Here is a 14935-nt window from a genome sequence, read left to right as displayed (position 1 = left end):
CCCTAGCAGAAAGAAAAGGAAATGGACTAAGCCGCGCGGGCGGATCACGGTTTACGCCCGACGCCCGCGTAGCAGGAAACCTCGGCGTCCGTCAACGTGCCGCCGTCTCGGCCCGGCGCTTTAGCGGCACCTGCGGCGTCGGGGCGCCAGCGGTGCGCCACTGTGACACCTGGGGCCACCGGTTCCAGGCCGTCGAAGAAACATTCGACCTCGGCGCGGCTGCGCGTCTGGGCGGGGATGCCGCGGGCCCGGTAGACGGCGGCGGCCTGGTCGGCCTGGGCGCGGGCGAAGTCGCCGGTGGCGTGGGTGAGCGTCAGATAGCTGCCCGCGGGTAGGCCGTCCAGCAGCGCCACGACGATGCCGTGCGGGTCGACATCGTCGGGCAGGAAATGCAGGACCGCGATCAGCGACAGGCCGACCGGGTGGGTCAGGTCCAACGTGTCCCGAACCTCGTCGGAGCCGAGGATCCGCGCGGGGTCGAGAAGGTTCGCGTCCAGGTAGGCGGTCGCGCCTTCCGGATGACTCGTCAGCAGTGCGCGGGCATGGGCTAACACGATCGGATCATTGTCCGCGTAGACGACCCGCGCAGCCGGGCTAACCGCCTGGGCGACCTCGTGGAGATTAGGCGATGTCGGAATCCCGGTACCGACGTCGAGGAACTGTCGAATACCCACGTGGGCGGCGAGGAACCGGGTAGCGCGGCGCAGGAAATCCCTGTTCTGGCGTGCGACGGTCCTCGCCTGCGGAAACTCCGCCAACACAAGCTCAGCAGCTTTCCGATCTGGCGGAAAGTTGTTCTTCCCATCCAGATAGTAGTCGTACATGCGCGCGGAGTGCGGCACATCCGTGCGCAGATCGATACCACCAAGCTGGCGCTCGGGATAGTCCAAGGTCATGGCTGCCGATGTCCCCCGCCCGTATCAGATGTTGTTCGTGCAGCGAAGAGACAGTGGCGTCCTGGGGTTTCTCCGTCCCGGCGTTGATGCCGTCGAAGGCCGCCGCCGAACCCGGACCTCACCACCTCCACCCCCTCGCATCCTGGTTCACGCGCGCCGCTATCGGGGCAGACTAGGACTCCTCGCGGAGCTGTCTATGCGTGTTATGTATGCCTGCTATGCGATCTCTGGTATGGCGATCTTTCTCCCGAAGAGCCGACGCTCAGGGTGTTTCAGAACTAGACCGGCCGTCTTGGGCGGTTTCCTGACCGCAGGCCGGGCTCAGTAGCTGCAAACGCCGGATTGGCGGATCGGTGTGCCTTCTGGCTGTCACAGTTGACTGGGTGCTGTCGCTCCCTCGCCACGGGGTCCGGGGGCCGGCCCAGTTGACTTCGTCCTGGCCGCCGGCGGCGACGGCCCAAATGAGGGGAGTTCCCATGTCAGAGGACACGGCAGTTCTTGACCGCCTCACCGCGGACTTGTTCGACCTCGGTACTCGGGTGGCGCCGGTACCCGACATCGTCGACTCGAACACGACAACGGACTGCACGGACGACGGCTGCTCCGCCACCTGCCCGAGTGTGGGTTGCTCGGCCACGTGCAGGAACTGCGACTAGCGGGACCACCAGTGCGTTCACGGCTGTTCGCGCCTTTGCCGGGCGCCGCGGTGTTGGCGCGCATCCCGATGCTTCCGGCGGGTGGCGGTGATGGGGAAGGCGGGGTCTTGGACCCGGTCCTGGCCGAGGGGATCACGCTTACCTCACGGACGGCCGTTCCCTCGGTCCTCGGCGCATGCGGCGACGGCCGCCTCGCGGCAACGGTCCGCGCCTTCGACCGTCGCGCGCGGCTACGCCCGACTCCGCGAGCCGTGTTCGCGGGCGTCCAGACGGTGGTCGTCGCCGAACGTGGCTGCGCGCTGCGTCTCGGCGGCGATCATCGCTCTCGCAGCGCCCCGAGCCCGGTTTCGCTGACCGTCCTCGCCGAGAAACTGTTGGACGCTCCCGGCGTCGTCGAGCGACTCACGTTGACGACGAACAACCTGGTCCGCCGCCGCGGCCAGCGGTTCGAGCGAGAGCGGCCGGCGCTCGGTTCCGGCGCGCCGGAACTCGTGTCCATCCGAGCGACCGCGGCGACCACCCTCGTCCTGCGTTCCTGCGAGCAGGGGGCCGGCTACGACGCCATCAGGGCCGCAGTGATTGACCGCTGGCCGGCCGTCCCGGAAGCCGTGATGCGCGGCATGGTCGTCGAGATGACTCGCCAAGGGTTCCTGCTGACCGACCTGCTGCCCGACGATCTGGGAGACGATCCAATCCGGCACCTGCTCGGCCGGCTGCCCGACGGCTGCGACGTCGACGGACCGTTGGCGGGTCTGCGGGACCAGCTGCGCGCCGCTGACGAACTCCCGCTGGGGTCAGCACGTCGGCTCGCGGCTCTCACCTCCGCGCGAGAGTCCTCCGCCCACGTCTGCGGCCAGGACAACCCGCTGTGTGTGGACGTCGCCGCCGACGCGGCCATCACCGTGCCGCGCAGGCTGCTTCAGGACGCCGCCGAGGCCGTCAGCGTGCTGTGGACGATGAGCTGCGCGATGCCGACGCTCGCCGCTTACCACGCCCATTTCGTCGAACGCTGGGGGCACGGCCGGTTCGTCCCGTTCCTGGAGGTCGTCGACCCGGTCCTCGGCCTGGGCGACGAAGGCATCGAGACCAGCATCCAGTCAGCGCAGGCATCTCCGGAACGCCTCGCGGTCCTCGCCGCTGTCCTCGGCGACGCAACCGTTCGCGGCCAGGCTGAGGTTGTCCTGGACGAGGCGACCATTGCCGCGCTCGGGGCGCCCGGCGCCGAGCCACCGCCGCCGGGTGCGGAGGCGTACGCCCGCGTGCTCGCCTCCTCGGAACAGGACCTGGCGGCCGGCCGGCTACACCTCGCGCTCTACGTCGGTGGCACCCAGGACGCCGGGTCGAGCGCCGGCCGGTTCACCTCACTGCTGCCGGGCAGCCAGCCGCGGGTTCCCGACCCTCCGGCGGGCGCGCTCGTCGCCGAAGTCGTAGTCCGCCCCCGCATTCCGGTGCTTGCGACGGTCGCCCCTCCGACCGGTGTGGCCCAGCTTCGTATCCCTGTCGGGGTCCCTACCCGACACGGTGATCTGCGACTCGACGACTTGCTGGTCGTGGCCGACACTGACCGCCTCACCCTGTGGTCACAGGAACGCGGGTGTCAGGTCGTGCCGGTACTGAACTCCCGGATCGGGCCGCGTTACCTACCGGCGGAGGCCCGGCTCCTGGCGTTGCTGGGCCGATCAGGATCCCGGCCGTGGTGCCTGTTTTCCTGGGGGTCGCTACGTGACACCGCTTTCCAGCCACGGGTGCGGTACCGGTCGACGATTGTCGCGCCCGCCCGGTGGCGCTTGCCGAGGCTGCTGACGGACGCCGCCAGCGAACCGTCGGTGTGGGCGGCGCAGCTGACCTCCTGGCGGCTGTCCACTGTCCCACCCCTGCCCAATGTGGTCGTCACCGACGATGGCGAACGACAGCTCCCCCTCGACCTCGACGACCCGCGGGACGCGGAGCTGCTACGCCGCTACGTACGGCGCGGGCTTCGTGCCGTCACCGAACAGCCCGGCGGCGACGGCACCATCCAGGACGTCGTCACCGGCCCCTCCGGCCGCCATCTGCTCGAACTCGTCATCCCGCTCGCCGCCACGAAACCGCTGCCAGCCCCACCTCGTCCGATCAGCGCGCTACCCCGGCCGGCCGGCGCAGGGCTTCACCTGCCGGGCGGCCCCTGGCTGTCGCTCACGATCGGCGCACCGACAGATCAGCATGACGAGATCCTCACCGGCCTCGCGGCGCTCCTCCCGGGCCTGCGGGGACTGTTCGACCGCTGGTTCTGGCTGCGCTACCGCAGCCCGGCCATCGGCCCTCATCTGCGGGTCCGATTCCACGGCGCGCCGGCAATACTCGGCGGCCAGCTGCTGCCCGCGGTCTCCGAATGGGGGGCGCGACTGGTGGCGGACGCCCTCGCCCGGGGATTCAGCGTCGAGCCCTACGACCAGGAGATCGAGCGCTACGGCGGCCCGTCGACGATCGAGGCAGCCGAGGAGGTTTTTGCGGTCGACAGCGACCTGGTGCTCGCGGCGTTGGCCGCGACCGATGAGCCCGACCAGCGGCTCGTCGTGGCCGCGCTGACCGCAGCGACGGTGGCGCGCACCGTCGCCGACGGTGATCCCGCCGCGCTCGGCCGCCCTCGCCTCGACCGGGCCTCCCACCGCCGTCTCGCCGAGCTGCGCCGCCTCGTAACCGACGCGGTCCGCGACGGCACAATCGCCCTCCCTTTGTCTCACCCCGCGTGGGAGAGGCAGTCAGACGCGCTGCGCGCCTATCACGACCGTCTGGCTGCCGGGCGGCGCGCGGACTGCGCCTCCTCTGTGATCCACATGCATGCCAACCGGCTCCTCGGCGACACCGCCCAAGAACGCATCGCCAGGGCTCTGGCGGCCGGCCTCCTCGCCCGCGAGACGGCGTCACGATGACCGACGACGCGCTGAGGGGCGACGCGGAGCGGCAATGCCTCGCCGTCGCCGAACGGCTGCTACGTCCCGAGACCGTGACGGAGGCTCTCGCGGCCGGGGCCGCTGGCAGTCTTGCCGACGGCCTGCCTGGAACTGCGCTGCTACACGCCCGGCTGGCAGTTCTCCACCCAGATTTCACCTCGGCGGCGGCGGACCATTGGACTCACGCAGCCCGCCAGACGCCGCGAGACGCAAACCACCTCGGGGTCTTCCACGCTGGCGCTGGCCTTGCCGCGTCGCTGATCATCGGCGTTCCTTATCTCCCAGACCCGGCCAGCTACGCCACGAGCACCACCAGAGCCACTCATTGGCTGTCCGCACAGGCCGTCGCCCTCGCCGAGCACCACCGCGCGGCCCTCGTCCACGGGTCGGTGAGCACGCCCTGGCACATCTACGACGTCATCACCGGCCTCGCCGGGGCAGGCCGGGTCCTGCTCGCCGCCCACCAGTCAGGACACGCTGCCGCCGAACCCGGTCTCCTGGCTGCCCTGACGACGCTCGCCCGACTGATCAACCAACCGGCCGGAAGCCGGCCCGGCTGGTGGCTGCCCGCAGACCGCCACCCAGCCGCCGTCAACGCGCATCCTTCCGGCGCGGCGACCACCGGCATGGCCCACGGCATCGCGGGACCGCTCGCGCTACTCGCCATCGGGCACCAGGCCGGATGCACCGTCCCGGGGCAGCGCGACGCCATCACCCAGGCCGCCGCCTGGCTGCTGCGCTGGCGCGACGAACGAACAGGGACCTGGCCGCCGCATATCACCGGCGACGAACTCGATGCCGGCCGCGCCGACCCGCCAGTCGGACGCGCCGACGCCTGGTGCTACGGCATCCCTGGCATCAGCCGCGCGCTCACGCTCGCCGGCCAGGCCGGCCAGGAATCCACGACGCAGGACGCCACGCGCGACGCGCTGCGCGCGCTCGCGGACCGGCCGGGCCGCTGGGATGTCGACGGGCCGACGCTGTGCCATGGGCACGCCGGTGTCCTACGCACCGCCCATGCCATGCACCACCCAGTTCTTGCCAGGCAAGCGGCGACCGCAGTTGCCGACGCGTTCGACCCGACGCACCGTTTCTGCTTCGCACACGTCGCCGGCAGCACGGCCACCGACCGGCCCGGTTTCCTCACCGGCGCTGCCGGAACGGCGCTCGCGCTCGCCGAGCACGCCGCGTTCCCCGTTTCCCATGACCTGCACACGGCCTGGGACGCCCTGCTGCTCTTGTCCTAACACGGCCCCGACACCGCCGGTCAGACCGCGGCGGCTGCCTGTTCCGCTACGAGGACAAGAACCCGGCTGTCGCGCTTGTCGACCGCGAGCAGCACGCCCGACACCTCAGGACGTCCGGCGCTCCCGGGGTGCGCCTCGATCCACAACTGGACACCCTGGCCACCATCACGATCCCAGTCGCGTACCCGCTCGGCGAGCCGGGCCGCCAGATCGGCGCCCCGCGGCCCGTAGCCGCAGGCACCGATCTCATAGGTCGGCATCGCGGCGTCCTCGGTCGGACCCGGACGCGTCGTCAGATACGCCAACGTCCCACCCTCGACAAGGCCCATGCTTCCCCACGGGCCCTTCGGCGTCATCAGCCGGCCGTCATCGACCGCAGCCCGCGACACCAAGAGTCGACAGAAGCCCTCCAGCGTGGCCAGCCAGAAATCGAGATGCTCCGTCCAACCCCACGCAACCGCGACACCGGTCCAGCACACCGCCGCAGGATGATCCAACGCGTCCTGCAGCGCCGAGGCATCCACCGCGCGCTCGTCATCGAGCCGGACCACCAGGTCCGGGCCGGGACCGACCGAGATGTTCTGCTCACGAACCGCACCGACGCCGCGCATCGGCATGAACCCGTCCTCCATGACCGATCGGCTACGCAGCACCGCCCCGGCCCGCTCGAAGACCACCGTCCGGGTCAGTCCGAGTATCCGCAGCGGCACCACCAGACGCCCGTCCTCGGCCAACTGCTGCCACCAGGCACGCGGGATATCCCAGGCACCCGCGGTGACCACGATCCGGTCGAACGTCGGCTGTCCAGGCGCGCCGAGCATGCCGTCCCCGTGCACCACCGTCACAGCCACGCCCAGGCCGCTCAACGCGGCACGCGCAGCGGACGCCACGGCCTCGTCGTACTCGATCGTGGTCACAGAACCCGTCGGGCCAACCAGCTGGGCGAGCAGCGCCGCGTTGTACCCAGTCCCAGCACCGATTTCCAGAACCCGCTGGCCAGGACGCACGTCGAGCTTTTCAAGCATCCCGGCGACCGTGCCCGGGGCGGAGGCCGAGCTGACCGGCACTCCCTCGCCGTCGCGATGGGTCACCACCGGGTCCGGCCCATAGGCGCGTTCCAGCGAGACGCCGGGCACGAACACGTGCCGTGGCACGGTCCGCATCGCCGCGTCTACCGGGCCGCTCAGCGCCGCGCCCCACGGCCGCAGGCCGTCGACCATCGCGTTTCTCAGTCTGTCTGCGTCGGCAGTTCCCACCTCTAGGATCACCCTCTCAGCGTAGTTCGTCGGTCACTGACCGTTTCTCTCGTGTCACGCTTGCCCCCATCACCGCGAGCTCCCAAGTGAGGTGTGGCAGGCAGATAGAGCGCGGCCCAGCCGGCCTCCAGACTGTCGTCATGCTCGGCAAGGAAGGCTACGGCCGGCATTCGCCACGGGCCGGTCAACACGGGACTGGGTGGTGGTGCCAGGCATCGAGCGCACGCAGGCGCTCGGCAGTCCGTGCCAGGACCGCGGGATCGGTACTGAAGGTGATGTCTGGCAGGCCGGGTGCGCGCGCCGGAGCGACCCTCGGTTCCGGTACTGGTCGCGCGGTACGCGCGGGCAGCGGTTGCTCGTCGTGGAGGCGCTGCACAGGCACCACAGCGCCGGGGAACTGTGCCCAGACGACAATCCCGCCCGAGGTCGCACGGTAGGAGCCCCACCGGTCGGTGAGCGCCTCGACGAGGCACAGGCCTCGGCCCGATTCGCTGTCCCCGTCTGGGTGCTGCGCCGTGGGCAAGGTGGTGTCGGGTCGACTCCACACCTCGACCAGCACGCAACCGCTGGTGGTGGACAGCCGGACCGCGACGAACTCGTCCCGGGGACGGCTAGCGCGCACGGAATTGGTCACCAGCTCGGACACGACCAACTCGGCGACCTCGACCGCCTGGCTGTCGACCGACCAGGCCGTCAGCGTCGCGACGGCCTGCGCACGGACCACGGGTACCGCCGCGTCGCACGGCGACAATCGAGCCACCGCGACAAGCTCGGTCGCGGGCCGCCCGGCAGGCGCATGGAAGCCCGTACTCGTCACCGGCTTACGGGGCACGGACCGTGGAGGCGCCGTTCGCGGGAGGCTCATGCGATCGTCCGACGCGCAACGGGCCGCGTCTGCGGCCCAACCTGATGTTCGCCAGCCTTGGGGGCGGTGGCGGTATGGAGGCGCGCTCCGAGCACCTCGATCTCGACCTCGATCGCTCGGCGCACCGCAGGCAGCGAGGAAAGGTGATCGACCTCGATCACGAGGACATCACCACCCGATCGCAGGATGGTGTCGAGCAGAACGTTGAGGCCAGGTCGCACGACACGCCCCGGGGGTACGCAGCGATCGATGAAAATCTCGGTGAGGCTCATGCCTACCGCGCGGGCGTGCTCGGTGAGCCGGGTGCGCAGACGTTCGATGACGGCTTCGTCGGTGTGTTCGACGCTGATGTAGCCGTACACCGTTCGTACTGGTTCGCTCGTCGGATGGTTCGGGATCGGCCCGGTGTCCACAGCTACCTCCGTCCGGGTTCGGCCGCTGGCTAGCGCCCGAGGCCGAGGAGTCGTCCTCGGCTCGGCCCCGAGAGCGTGCCGTAAGCGTGCGCAGACCAGACGAGACGGGCTATGCCGGTTCATGTATGACCCTCATACGCGGCGCGACTAAACCCACACCCGTCAGGGCGCCATGGATTTACACTGCAGGCGAATCGCACCCGGACGGTCGCAACGAGGAGCAGGGCACCATCATGGACACCGCGTCGAGCCGCTACTGCCGCTCGTGCGGGAATCGGCTGGCACGCGACAACACCAACCCCGTGTGCGCCCGATGCGACCGTCAAAGCCGGCTAGCGCCTGACACCGCGCCCGCAGTGCCGGAGCAGTTCTGGCACACCGACCACCTGCGGGATGCGTTCACTGCCCAACACATCGGGCGGGTCTCCGTGGCTTATCGCCTGAACCCCCACCATCCCCGGATCATCAGCCAGGAGCGGCTGGCCCGGTGGCTCAGCATGACGCAGGCTCAGGTCAGCAGGATCGAGACCGGGCCACCTGTCCGCGATCTCGACCGGCTGGCGCACTGGGCACGCACGCTGCGCATACCGCCACGCCTGCTGTGGTTCGACCTCCCCGGGCAACCGAGATCGACGCCGGCGGCGGTCATGGTGGCCAGCGCCGAGCCGTCGCGGCCGGTCCCCGTGGCCGGAGGAACACTCGATATGATCCGGTCCGCTGCGCTCGCCTTCCGGGCCGCCGATCGCCAACTCGGTAGCGGCCGGCTGTACCCCGTGGTCGTCAGGTTCCTCCAGACGGAGGTCGCTCCGCACCTGGTCGGCGACCAATACCCACCATCGGCGATCTTCTCAGCCGCGGCGTCGCTGACGGACATGGCGGGATGGCTAGCCTACGACGACAACCGCGGCGACCTCGCCGCCCAGCACTTCGTCCAGGCGTTCGGCCTCGCTACCGCGGCCGGCGACCAGGCACTCAGCGCACAAACCCTCGTCAGCCAGAGCCAGCTAGCCTTGGAAAATGACCGCCCGGACGACGCCGTCCGCCTCGCCATGGCGGGACTCGCGCTGACGCCGGATGATCCGCAGTGCGGGGCGCTGCGAAGCCGGTTGCACGTGATGACGGCCCGAGGAAACGCCCTGGCGGGCTCATCGGCCGCCAGCCTTGCCGCGTTGCGGGACGCCGAACAAGAACTGGCTCGCGCGATCCCCACCGGCGACGAATGGCTGAGCCCATTCGACGAAGCGGCGCTCGCCGCCGAAGCCGCGATCTGCCTGCGCGATCTCAACGACTGGACGGCGGCCGAACGCGAGGCCCTGCGCGTCCTGGAGTTGCGCACACCAGACCGAGTCCGAAGCCGCGCTTTCACCAACCTCACCCTCGCGACCGTCCACCTCGGGCGCGGCGACCTCGACGCGACCTGCGAGGCCGGTAACCGCGTGCTCGACGCCGCGACGCGTCTGGACTCCGACCGCGTCGTCGACCACCTGCGGACGCTGGGCCGCCGACTCGAACCGCACCTCGGCCTACCGGTCGTCGACGATCTCCTCGGCCGCGTCGCCACGGCGCTGCCAGCCGGCCAGCTGGCATGAGCACCGCGCAGGAGTGGGAGGGCAGCCAACGGGGCCGGGACGCCGCTGAGTTCGCCCGCCTCGCCGACGGCAACGCCCGACAAGCCCGCAAACGAGTCTCCGCAGACGCCCTCGTCCGCGACGAAAACGGACGCATCCTGCTAGTCGACCCGACCTACAAACCCGACTGGGACCTCCCCGGCGGCATGGCCGAAGCCAACGAACCACCCCGTGACGCGCTGCGCCGCGAACTGAAAGAAGAACTGGACCTCGACCTACCCGTGGGCGAACTGCTGTGCGTGGACTGGGTCTCCCCACACGGCCCCTGGGACGACCTGTTGGCCTTCGTCTTCGACGGCGGCACTCTGCCCGCCGACCGAGCCCACGCGCTCCATCCCTGCGACCCAGAACTCGCCGCCGTCCGCTTCTGCGCACCGAACGAAGCCGCGCGGCTACTGCGCCCCTACGTATGGCGCCGCGCCCAAGCCGCCCTCACCGCACTCGAACGTGGCGTGGCCTCATACCTTCAGGACGGCCACGTCTGACCTCAGCCATCAAGTGCCCCAGAGCCCCGGGTCTATGTCCCGAATCTGGCGTGCGTCCTGAAGATCTGGAGGTGTTCCTGTATGAGCCCGGGAACCGTTGGGTCTGATCGTCGGCTGTTTCACATGACGGATTCCGCGGCCGGGTGGGCGGGCCGGTCGGCGCGGGAGGCGTTGATGGTCGTCGCGCCGCAGTTCCTGCACAGCCGGTCGTGCTTGTCGGTGATTCGGGAGCAGTACGCGGACCGGGCCGGCGACGAGGTGACGTTGTATGGCCTGGTGCGGGCGCGTGAAGTCCTCGTGCTCGGTCAGAGCCAGTTCGCGGACCAGGTCCGCGAGGTCCTGCGGGCTGGTCAGGTACCTGGCTGGGGGCTGCATGAGTTGCCGGCCGAGCGGGCGCCGGTTTCGGCGTTGTACGCGCTGCTGTCGGTCCGGACGGCGAACATCCTGAAGCGGGCGCCGTTCCTGTTCGCCCAGGAGGTGGCCGCGCTCCCGGACGAGGTGCTTCGGGAGTTCCGCGGCCTGGGCCCGCGCGTGCTCGCGGAGATCCGCGCCGCCCTGGCCGATCCGGCACTGGCAAACTTCCGGATCGATCTGGCCTCGCCCGAGTCCGACGCATCCAGCGAGGACCTCCCCGAGGACCTCGCGTCCCGGCTGCGGCCCGAGCATCAGGCGCGTTACCGGGACTTCCTGCGTGGGCTGGCCGCGGTCGGGCTCCCAGCCGAGCGGATCGAGAAGATCCTCGGCTCACTCGACGGCGAACCGGTCCCGGCAGCGGACCCGGTAGTGAGGGACATCCTCCTCTACGCGGGCGCCGACGAGCTTCTCGACGCCTACGACGAGACCCACGACCAGGCCGCCCTGGCGACCTCGGAGCCGTTCCTTCCCGCGCTCCCTTCGACCGCCGCGCGGCTAGCCCGACAGGTTAGATAGCGCAGGAACAACCGCCGTTGGATCACCGCAGGGCCGAAACCGTCGGTTCGTCGTCGGGCCGGGGTTAGCGTGGCAGGGCGGCGGCGAGGTCGGGAATACCGGCCATGAGCAGCCGGTGCATCGCGGAGCCCGGAAGCCGGTGGAGGGGGTGCATCGGGGTGTCGAAGTATTCGGCGTCATCGAAGACGGGCTGGCCGTTGGGGCGGCGGGCGAACAGGACCCGGCCGTAGTCGACGCCGTCGTCGGCGTCGTAGCTCATCCAGCTGATCACCTCGGTCTCCTCCGGCTGCAACGGCGCGGTATGCAGCGGCCGAGCCAGGATCGTCTCCCCGTCGTTGAACCAGACCTGCGCGACCGCGAACACCCACCGATAGGTGGCGTTGGCCTGCGCCCGTGCGGCAGTCCGGATCTCGAACTCCAGGGCCGTCGCCCAGTTGAACAGGTAGTCGTAGTCGCTGACGACCAGCGTCCGCTCACCCTGCAAACCCACGATCGCCGGATAGTCACCCGCGCACACGGCACGCTGCACCCGGCCAGTGATGTCCTCGACCAGCTCCGCGGTCTCGCTGTTCATAACCCGGCCCTTCCCTTCTGTCCCTGCCGGTCGGCGGTCCGGGGCGGACCGCCGCCAGGCCGATGTCGACCCGTCACTTTCGATGCGGCACACCGGCCGACCCGACCGTCCGCGACCGGCCCGGAAACCTGGCGTCGCTGCCCACTCGGGGCACGGTGGCGGCCTGTGCGCCCTCACCTCAGATACGGCGACCGTGACGCCGAACCGTCCGCCATCCCCCGCCGGCGGCCCGCCCACGTGTGGGGCCAGAAGATGTTTTCGCCCTCGCCCCTGATACGGGCGCAGGACCGCCCAACCGTCCGCCGCCACAGCAGGTCCAACAGGGGGCGGCTCCGCAGCCCACGCTGATGGGCCTGCGCCCCCAACGGCGAGATCCTCATCAGTGACGACGAGGATCCGGACGGTCTCATGGCGCCGATCAGTGATCGACGCCCGCCGAACGCTGGCGAACCGGCCAGGGACAGCACCCGGACGCGGACTGGCAGCTCTGGTCGCCAAGAGGTTGGGCCGCGTCGCTATCGAGGCTGCGCGCCGCCCGGCGCGATGCTCGTTGCTCGCCTTCGGCGAAGCCCCACCAGCCGATTCACAAATCCAGGGACAAACCAGGGGGCGACGGCTTCACACAAGGTCTAGCGTGACGTGCGTGGACCCTGACCCGGCCGTACCTATCGAGGAACAGCGCCGCCAGCCACGGCCCCCGACCCGAGCACGACACTCTCGCCTACGTCGCCGAACAACAAGCCCTCGACGCCGAGCAAGAAGCCCTCGACGCGCTGAACGGCGGCGAACTCCCGGCGGCGCTGTCCGAGGAGCTGATTCGGGAGAAAGCCGAACGCGCGGTCATGCTCACCCGACTGGAGCACCTGGCCCGCGACATCGGGGTCTTCCAACTCGCGACCCGCCGAGGGCGACCAGCGCCTGACCTGCCTCGAGACCTCTCTCGCCCAGATCGCGCGCCGATGGGAGATCGACGTCTACGACGTCCGGGAGAGGATGCTCCTCCTGCTCGACGAGCCCTACGCCTCCAGCGACACCGACCTCGCCCGCGCTGGGGCCCACGACCGGTTCGTGCTCGCCATCGACTGGGCCAGCTACGACGCCGCGCACACCCACATCTTCGCTCCGACCACCGCCCTCGTCGCCCAGCTGGCCACGACCGCAGCCAACCCGGACGACGCACCACCCGACCCAACCGTGCCGTAAGCAACCCGCCGCGTGGCCGTAATGCCAGGCCATTTAGCCGGCGAAACGCGTCGCGGGGGCGATGCGGTGTCGCCTTCTGTGCTGTCACCCCGGATACGGCGACCGCGGGCCGCGGATATCCACTCCCCATCGGCACCGAGACCCTCGTCCGTGGCGTGCAGGTGCATCGTCGACCCGTCTCGCAGCATCGCGGCGCCGGGCAGCGCGACCAGCAGGTCGAGCCACTCCGAGATCCCGTCGGCGGCGAGTGCCGGCTCGATCGGATGGTCGACACCCACCGCGATCGCGGCGTCGACCCGGTGAAGGACTGCCTCGTGCAACAGCCGTCGGACCCACCAGCGCGCCGGCTGCTATTGGGATCCGACCGCGGTCGGGCCGGGGCTCGCGCGTCTGATCATTGCCGCCGACGTGCCGGTCTCGTTCGGAGCCTTAGCGCCGGTTCTAGGGAGACGAGGACCGTCGGCCGCGAGCGAGCCGGGCGCGCAGTGCCGCGGCACTCAACAGCGGGGGACGTTCTCCCACTCCTGCAACAGCCGTGGCGAAGCCACGCGTTCGGATCGCGCAGCGGGGGGCACCGTCACCGTGCCGACCACCGTCGCCAGCGTCCGATGATGCCCCTTCTCGGCCCGCTCTCGCGGCCCGCGACATCTGGGCGGTCGCGTTGTGCTCGGCGGGGGACTACTGAACACTCGGCAGAGTGGATACAGAGCGCAACAAGGCGGTCGTTCGCGAGTTGGACGAGCTGAGCAACGGCAGTGGCGATCTTGGTCGGCTAGATGCGTTGTGCACGCCCGACATGGTCAACCATGCATTGGCACCCAACATGCCGACGGGGATCGAGGGCACGCGGCAGTTCTTGCTGCGGGCCCGCCGTGATCAGCATCCGGCTCGCTGGGTGGAGTCGCACATCGTCGCGGAGGGCGACCTGGTCGTCCAGTTCGGCGTGCGGGAGCACGAGTGGCCCGGAGGAACGTTCCGAGGCTTCGACGTGCCGAGCGGGACCTACCGGAGAGACGTCGCCTTCGCCTACCGGCTGGTCGACGGGCGGATCTCCGAACGCTGGGCTGTACGCGACGACTTGGCGATGCTGTTGCAGCTCGGTGCGCTGAAGCCTCCGCCGCGCTGAGCGCCGGTCGGCGAACAGGTGGTGCACTGATCGCTGGAATTTGCCCTTTTGATGCCCACTGAGTGTCGCGTCGTCGGGCGGGGCCGTGAGCCGGGCGCTGAAATTTTGGAATGCGCCGAACCGAACGCCGAAGGTGTAGTGGATCTTTCGGCCCGAGGTCCGTCGCCGCGCCACTCGGCTGGGTTTTGGTCGCGTCCGCCGACGTGGATGAGGGCTTGGCGGGGCTGCATCTGGACCGTGGGCCGTCAGGGGTGTCGCGGTGGCGGCCGGCGCTGGCCCGGGAGTCGTCGGTGACGCGGCTGCGGTTGGTGGGCCTGACCGAGACCGAGGTCGGGGCCCTGCTGACGGGCGTCACCGGGTCGCGGGTGCCCGCCTCGGTGGCGGGCCGCCGCGATCTGCCAGGCTCTCGCCGCCACCGATTCGGCCTACCGGCTCGCCCACGCGGTCTCGTTGCTCAACGCCGCGTCCACGCCTGTCCGGCCTCAAAACCCTGCTCGAAACCGGCCAGCCACTCAACGCGGGTTGACCCACGAAGGCAGCGTCCAAGATCGCCACCGCCGAACATCTGCTTCTCCGTGACCATGGGACCGATGTCGCTCAGCAGGTCGCGCACGCGGACGGCGAGCCCCTCGTCGTACGCCATGATCGTCCCCTTCCTTGCATGGCCTGGACTGGCCGACCGGCCGGCAGCCGGCGACGTCCCCACCCGCGATATCCACAACC

Annotated in this window: 14 protein-coding genes; 7 read left to right on the top strand and 7 right to left on the bottom strand. The window is 70.0% G+C overall.

Annotated elements, in window-relative coordinates:
• Positions 1-44 precede the first annotated feature (44 nt).
• Complete coding sequence (locus FRAEUI1C_RS04430; RefSeq protein ID WP_013422080.1) at positions 45-896, bottom strand: SAM-dependent methyltransferase; 852 nt, start codon at positions 894-896, stop codon at positions 45-47.
• A gap of 763 nt (positions 897-1659) precedes the next feature.
• On the opposite strand from FRAEUI1C_RS04430, the gene FRAEUI1C_RS04420 reads away from it, so the two are divergent.
• Both FRAEUI1C_RS04420 and FRAEUI1C_RS04415 read left to right on the top strand, forming a co-directional pair.
• A complete protein-coding gene (locus FRAEUI1C_RS04420) occupies positions 1660-4464 on the top strand; it encodes a lantibiotic dehydratase (RefSeq protein WP_013422079.1) in 2805 nt (934 codons plus the stop codon).
• The gene (locus FRAEUI1C_RS04415) at positions 4461-5732 is read left to right on the top strand and encodes a lanthionine synthetase C family protein (protein ID WP_013422078.1); all 1272 of its coding nucleotides are present in this window, start codon (positions 4461-4463) and stop codon (positions 5730-5732) included. Before FRAEUI1C_RS04420 ends, FRAEUI1C_RS04415 begins: the two co-directional genes overlap by 4 nt.
• 20 nt (positions 5733-5752) lie before the next feature.
• Here the strand turns inward: FRAEUI1C_RS04415 and fxlM are convergent, their stop codons facing one another.
• The 3 genes from fxlM to FRAEUI1C_RS04400 all read right to left on the bottom strand — a co-directional run bounded on the left by fxlM (position 5753) and on the right by FRAEUI1C_RS04400 (position 8266).
• Positions 5753-6988, bottom strand: a complete 1236-nt coding sequence (gene fxlM, locus FRAEUI1C_RS04410) for a methyltransferase, FxLD system (RefSeq protein ID WP_269724410.1) — start codon at positions 6986-6988, stop codon at positions 5753-5755.
• Between the two features lie 184 nt (positions 6989-7172).
• Positions 7173-7748, bottom strand: coding sequence for an ATP-binding protein (locus FRAEUI1C_RS04405; RefSeq protein ID WP_232425293.1), 576 nt, complete (start codon positions 7746-7748; stop codon positions 7173-7175).
• Positions 7749-7849: 101 nt separating this feature from the next.
• Positions 7850-8266, bottom strand: a complete 417-nt coding sequence (locus tag FRAEUI1C_RS04400; protein WP_013422075.1) for a serine integrase family protein — start codon at positions 8264-8266, stop codon at positions 7850-7852.
• Between the two features lie 233 nt (positions 8267-8499).
• On the opposite strand from FRAEUI1C_RS04400, the gene FRAEUI1C_RS04395 reads away from it, so the two are divergent.
• The 3 genes from FRAEUI1C_RS04395 to FRAEUI1C_RS04385 all read left to right on the top strand — a co-directional run bounded on the left by FRAEUI1C_RS04395 (position 8500) and on the right by FRAEUI1C_RS04385 (position 11309).
• Positions 8500-9855 carry an NsdA family TPR-like regulatory protein gene (locus FRAEUI1C_RS04395; RefSeq protein WP_013422074.1) on the top strand — a complete coding sequence of 452 codons (1356 nt, stop codon included), beginning with the start codon at positions 8500-8502 and terminating at the stop codon, positions 9853-9855.
• Positions 9852-10379: an NUDIX domain-containing protein gene (locus FRAEUI1C_RS04390; protein WP_013422073.1), complete on the top strand. Its 528-nt coding sequence runs from the start codon at positions 9852-9854 to the stop codon at positions 10377-10379. Before FRAEUI1C_RS04395 ends, FRAEUI1C_RS04390 begins: the two co-directional genes overlap by 4 nt.
• Before the next feature lie 123 nt (positions 10380-10502).
• Entirely contained in the window at positions 10503-11309 is an 807-nt protein-coding gene (locus FRAEUI1C_RS04385; protein WP_041258845.1) for a DNA-directed RNA polymerase subunit alpha C-terminal domain-containing protein, read from the top strand.
• Between the two features lie 64 nt (positions 11310-11373).
• Here FRAEUI1C_RS04385 and FRAEUI1C_RS04380 read toward each other — a convergent pair whose 3' ends face one another.
• Together FRAEUI1C_RS04380 and FRAEUI1C_RS04370 are read right to left on the bottom strand one after the other, a co-directional pair.
• Positions 11374-11883: a hypothetical protein gene (locus FRAEUI1C_RS04380; RefSeq protein WP_013422071.1), complete on the bottom strand. Its 510-nt coding sequence runs from the start codon at positions 11881-11883 to the stop codon at positions 11374-11376.
• 665 nt (positions 11884-12548) lie between these two features.
• On the bottom strand, positions 12549-12773 hold the full coding sequence (locus FRAEUI1C_RS04370; protein ID WP_041258840.1) for a hypothetical protein: 225 nt from the start codon (positions 12771-12773) through the stop codon (positions 12549-12551).
• Positions 12774-12801: 28 nt separating this feature from the next.
• On the opposite strand from FRAEUI1C_RS04370, the gene FRAEUI1C_RS39310 reads away from it, so the two are divergent.
• Positions 12802-13086 (top strand): DUF6042 family protein, encoded by a 285-nt coding sequence (locus FRAEUI1C_RS39310; protein ID WP_269724409.1) that lies wholly within the window; start codon positions 12802-12804, stop codon positions 13084-13086.
• A 697-nt stretch (positions 13087-13783) separates the two neighbouring features.
• Positions 13784-14212, top strand: coding sequence for an ester cyclase (locus tag FRAEUI1C_RS04360; RefSeq protein WP_013422069.1), 429 nt, complete (start codon positions 13784-13786; stop codon positions 14210-14212).
• Between the two features lie 454 nt (positions 14213-14666).
• Here the strand turns inward: FRAEUI1C_RS04360 and FRAEUI1C_RS04355 are convergent, their stop codons facing one another.
• The gene (locus FRAEUI1C_RS04355; RefSeq protein ID WP_013422068.1) at positions 14667-14855 is read right to left on the bottom strand and encodes a hypothetical protein; all 189 of its coding nucleotides are present in this window, start codon (positions 14853-14855) and stop codon (positions 14667-14669) included.
• Positions 14856-14935 lie beyond the last annotated feature (80 nt).

The sequence above is a fragment of the Pseudofrankia inefficax genome (genome assembly GCF_000166135.1).
Lineage (GTDB): Bacteria > Actinomycetota > Actinomycetes > Frankiales > Frankiaceae > Pseudofrankia > Pseudofrankia inefficax.
The sequence above is the reverse complement of the archived record's forward strand: the minus strand, read 5'-3'. Positions and strand labels throughout refer to the sequence as shown.